The organism is Halomonas sp. PBN3 (assembly GCF_000475415.1).
GTDB lineage: Bacteria > Pseudomonadota > Gammaproteobacteria > Pseudomonadales > Halomonadaceae > Halomonas > Halomonas shengliensis.
In genome coordinates this window covers 1-4401 of record NZ_AXCA01000074.1, presented here as the reverse complement: position 1 = coordinate 4401, position 4401 = coordinate 1, and the positions used below count along the sequence as shown (strand labels likewise).

Genomic DNA, 4401 nt, shown 5'->3' with positions numbered 1-4401 from the left:
CGATACGGTCAAGAGGGCTTATTAACCCGGCAATAAAATAGCTATGATGCGGCGTATTGGATTGACGGGGCTTTGAAGTATTTCGCGACTCGCATCGGGAGCTTCTGAAGCTTCCGCAGGTGAGACATCGCCTTCCTCTTCAGCTGGTCTCTGCTGCGCGCCGGAGTACCGCTATGTACGCCGGCTTTGAGGTCGCAGTTCAGATACTCATCTGGGTTCAACTCCGGCGAGTAGGGTGGAAGGTAGAACACCTCAATCTCATCGCGATGCTCCGCCAGCCAGGCCTTGACGATCTTGGCGTGATGGACCTTGAGGTTGTCCAAGATCAGGAAGACCTTCCGCTTGGCATCACGAATCAAGCGCTTCATGAAGTCGATCAGAATTTTCGCATTCATGGTGCCGTCAAAAAACCGGAACCGTACCTTGCCCTGGTTGGTGACAGCGGAAATGAGATTGATAGTCGCTCTTCTCGCATTGAGCCGGAGGACGGGTGTGACGCCTTGGGGTGAGTAGCCACGCACATGCTGGCTATCGCTACGCAACCCGGTCTCATCGCCCCAGTAAATCTCGGCATCTTCGGCTTTGGCTCGGGCATGAATGGTTGGGTAGTCTTCCCCCAGCCAACGCTTCACTTCGGCTGGTCGCTGCTCATAGGCCTGCTTCTTGGGTTTCTGAACAGTGAACCCCCAGCGTTTCAGATATTCGCCAATGGTGCGAATGGGCACCCACTTCCCCGTTTCCAGCTTGATCAACTCCTGGACGGCCTTGCGCGTCCACAGGGCATACTGCAGCTTCAGCTGGTCAGGTGTCTTGTCGACCAACATGGCCTGGAGCCGACTTTCTTCATCAGGAGTAAGCTGGCGGCCAGAGCCCTCTCTTCGCCCACGAACCTGGGCGAGCAAGGCCTTTAGACCGCCTTCACGGTATTTCGCAAGCCACCGGCCGACGGTGAGAGGGTGAACGCCAACCTCCTTGGCGATCTCTTTGTTCTTCATCCCACGCTTGGAAAGGCGAACTGCAAGTTTTCGCTTTTCTTCCTGAGCGGCGGGGTGGAGTGTACGAGCATCTTCTCTGTTCATGCCGGCATTATAGCATAGCTATTTAGATGCCGGGTTAATAGTCGTTCTTCGTGAACCGCCGTGGTACGGAACCGTATGCCCGGTGGTGTGAGAGGACGGGGGAGGCGACTCCCCCTCCTACTCGATCCTGGCTCGCTCAGCGCTCCACCACCTCGTCCCAGAGGGCGCGGATCAAGGGGCTCTTCAGGCGCCGCTCCAGCACACAGAGGCCTACGTCATAGTGGGGCAGCTCCGGCTTCACCGGCAGGATGCGCACTCGCTCGCGCAGCGGGCTGTTGTCCAGCACGATCTTCGGCACCACACCGATACCGAAGCCCAGCCCCACCATGCTGACGATCGCCTCGTGGCCGGCCACCTGGGCGTAGATCCGCGGCGCCACTCCCAGCGCCCGGAACCAGGTGTCGGCGTAGCTGCGCGACAGCCCCGCCTCGGAGAGGATCATCGGCACCTCGCGCCACTGCTCGGCGCGGGGCGACTCCGGGGTGGGCGGGATCCAGTCCGGCGTCTCCCGCGGGGCGATGAACACCAGCGGCGCCCGGGTCAGCGACTTGAAGGCCAGCGCCTCCGGGGTCTGGCGCGGCCGCGGGGTGATCGCCATGTCCTCGTCGCCGCCCAGCACGCGATTCATCGCCTCCGCGGGGTCGCCGGTGTGCAGCTTGAGCTCGATGCCGGGGTGGCGACTGCGGAATTCGCTGAGCAGCTCGTAGAGGAAACTGTAGCTGGCGGTGACCGAGCAGTAGACGCTGATCTCGCCGGTCAGGCGGCGCGCCTCGCTCATCAGCGACAGACGCAGCTCCTCCCAGCGCTCCAGGGTCTCCCGGGCGAAGCGCTGGAAGGTCTCCCCCTGGCGGGTGAGGGCGACATGGCGGTTGTCGCGCTCGAACAGCGTGACCCCCAGGCTCTCCTCCAACTGGCGGATGGTGCGGGATAGGGTGGAGGGGCTGACGTGGCACGCCTCGCTGGCGCGGCCGAAGTGCAGGGTATCGGCCAGGGCGAGGAACTGGGTGAGGGGGCGGGTATCCATGCCGGGATTATTTCACAAAGCGGCATGTGGTGTTGCAAATATCGCGTTTTACGCAATGGGTGCGCCGGCGTATGGTGAAGGCCAACCACGAACCCAGCCCCGCGGCAGACGGGGCGGGTGGCCATCGACGCTGACACGACACCTCATCCCAACGTTACAGGAGCACGACATGCGCGTTTACTACGACAAGGACTGCGACCTCTCCCTCATCCAGGGCAAGAAGGTCACCATCGTGGGCTACGGTTCCCAGGGCCACGCCCACGCCAACAACCTCAAGGAGTCCGGCGTCGACGTCACCGTCGCCCTGCGCCAGGGTTCCTCCTCCGCCGCCAAGGCCGAGGCCGCCGGCCTCAAGGTCGCGTCCGTCGAGGAGGCGTGCAAGAGCGCCGACGTGGTGATGATCCTGGCTCCGGACGAGAACCAGAAGGCGATCTACGAGAACCAGGTCGAGCCGAACCTCAAGGAGGGCGCGACCCTGGCCTTCGCCCACGGCTTCAACATTCACTACAACCAGATCGAGCCGCGCAAGGACCTGGACGTGGTGATGATCGCGCCCAAGGCCCCGGGCCATACCGTGCGCTCCGAGTTCGTCCGCGGCGGCGGCATCCCCGACCTGATCGCCATCCACCAGGACGCCACCGGCAACGCCAAGGAGCTCTCCCTCTCCTACGCGGCGGCCATCGGCGGCGGTCGCAGCGGCATCATCGAGACCACCTTCAAGGACGAGACCGAGACCGACCTCTTCGGCGAGCAGGCCGTGCTGTGCGGTGGCGCCGTGGAGCTGGTCAAGGCCGGTTTCGAGACCCTTACTGAGGCCGGCTACGCCCCGGAGATGGCCTACTTCGAGTGCCTGCACGAGCTCAAGCTGATCGTCGACCTGATGTACGAAGGCGGCATCGCCAACATGAACTACTCCATCTCCAACAACGCGGAGTATGGCGAGTACGTGACCGGCACCGAGGTGATCAACGAGCAGTCCCGTGAGGCCATGCGCAACGCCCTGAAGCGCATCCAGACCGGCGAGTACGCCAAGATGTTCATCAACGAGGGCAACAGCAACTACCCCTCCATGACCGCGCGTCGCCGCCTCAACGCCGAGCATGAGATCGAGCAGGTGGGTGCCAAGCTGCGCGGCATGATGCCGTGGATCGCCGCTAATCAGCTGGTGGACAAGAGCAAGAACTGATCGGGTCGCCGACTCGACGGGTGGACCAGGGGCGCGGGCGACCGCGCCCCTGGTCGTTTCTGGGGGTGTCGCGTGGCGTGGCCGGCTTTGCGGCCATGGGGGACCGTGCAAGAATGGCCCCATGATTTCCAGGCAACGGACGAGACGATGAGTCAGCATCCCCGCAACAACGAGCAGGCTGCGTCGCACCAGGGCGAGGACCCGTCACCGGTGGAGGCGCCGCCGGAGGAGGACCTGGCGGCGGCCTTCCTGCGCGAGACCGAGGTGATCGAGGAGGCGGAGGAGGATGGCCGCACCGTCAGGCGCAAGGGCATCTACCTGCTGCCCAACCTCTTCACCACCTCGGCACTGTTCGCCGGCTTCTTCGCGGTGGTGGCCGGCATCAACGGCGACTTCACCGCCGCCTCGGTGGCGATCTTCATCGCCATGGTGCTCGACGGCCTCGACGGCCGCGTGGCACGGCTGACCAATACCCAGAGCGCCTTCGGCGCCGAGTATGACAGCCTCTCCGACATGCTCTCCTTCGGGGTGGCCCCGGCGCTGGTGGCCTTCACCTGGATCCTCCAGGACATCGGCAAGACCGGCTGGGTGGTGGCCTTCCTCTATGTGGCCTGCGCCGCCCTGCGCCTGGCGCGCTTCAACGTGCAGATCGGCAGCGTCGACAAGAAGTGGTTCATCGGCCTGCCCAGCCCCTCCGCGGCGGCCCTGGTGGCGGCCAGCGTCTGGACCTTCCACAGCTTCGATGCCGAGGCCTTCGGCTTCAAGCTGCTGATGCTGGTGATCGTGGGCGCCGCCGGGGTGCTGATGGTCAGCAATATCCGCTACTACAGCTTCAAGGATATCGACCTCAAGGGGCCCGTGCCCTTCGTGGTGCTGCTGGCCATCGTGCTGGGCTTCGTGGTGATCAGCCTGGAGCCCTCGGTAATGCTGCTGCTGCTGTTCGGTACCTATGTGGCCTCCGGACCGGTGCTGGCGACGATGCGCAAGCTCCGGCACCAGCCCGAGCCTTGAGCATTCCCCTGCTGGTCGACGACGCCCGCCCCGTGCGGGCGTCGTCGTCTCTGCACGGTGCCTCGCGGGGCGGGTGTCGACACGCCATCTTCACCCTTCGG

The 4401-nt window shown here is 64.1% G+C and carries 4 protein-coding genes; 2 read left to right on the top strand and 2 right to left on the bottom strand.

The genetic code is table 11. From position 1 onward, the window contains the following. Positions 1-41 precede the first annotated feature (41 nt). On the bottom strand, positions 42-1079 hold the full coding sequence (locus Q673_RS0118100; RefSeq protein ID WP_031217673.1) for an IS630 family transposase: 1038 nt from the start codon (positions 1077-1079) through the stop codon (positions 42-44). A 136-nt stretch (positions 1080-1215) separates the two neighbouring features. Further along, the gene (gene ilvY / locus Q673_RS23180; RefSeq protein ID WP_023005040.1) at positions 1216-2103 is read right to left on the bottom strand and encodes an HTH-type transcriptional activator IlvY; all 888 of its coding nucleotides are present in this window, start codon (positions 2101-2103) and stop codon (positions 1216-1218) included. On the opposite strand from ilvY, the gene ilvC reads away from it, so the two are divergent. Both ilvC and pssA read left to right on the top strand, forming a co-directional pair. After that, complete coding sequence (gene ilvC, locus Q673_RS23175; RefSeq protein ID WP_327050008.1) at positions 1997-3289, top strand: ketol-acid reductoisomerase; 1293 nt, start codon at positions 1997-1999, stop codon at positions 3287-3289. The genes ilvY and ilvC overlap by 107 nt on opposite strands. Positions 3290-3436: 147 nt before the next feature. Continuing rightward, positions 3437-4300, top strand: coding sequence for a CDP-diacylglycerol--serine O-phosphatidyltransferase (gene pssA / locus Q673_RS23170; RefSeq protein WP_023005038.1), 864 nt, complete (start codon positions 3437-3439; stop codon positions 4298-4300). Positions 4301-4401 lie beyond the last annotated feature (101 nt).